Source organism: Trabulsiella guamensis ATCC 49490, assembly GCF_000734965.1.
GTDB classification, from domain to species: Bacteria; Pseudomonadota; Gammaproteobacteria; order Enterobacterales; family Enterobacteriaceae; genus Trabulsiella; species Trabulsiella guamensis.
The window spans coordinates 1-210 of record NZ_JMTB01000273.1 but is presented as its reverse complement, the minus strand read 5'-3'; the positions used below and the strand labels follow the sequence as shown (position 1 = coordinate 210).

1 protein-coding gene is annotated in these 210 nt (G+C 46.7%); it reads left to right on the top strand.

Going from position 1 to position 210, the window contains the following annotated elements:
• On the top strand, nucleotides 1-206 hold a 206-nt coding region (locus GTGU_RS26445), incomplete at its 5' end, for a hypothetical protein (protein WP_038164155.1).
• Between the last annotated feature and the right edge of the window lie 4 nt (nucleotides 207-210).

Genomic DNA, 210 nt, shown 5'->3' with positions numbered 1-210 from the left:
CGAAAACCCCGATTGCGCTAACAGTCGGGGTTTTCTGTTTCCAGCGTTACCGGACTAACGAGGAACCTGTGATTGATTTTAGCAAACTAATACGGGAGTTGCGACTAATGATTCAGCAATTACCAACCTGGAAATTTGTCATGCTCTGGCTGGTATTTTTTGTCGCGGCTGTTGGGTATCTGATTGGTCAGATCCGGTGGTGGTGACTAT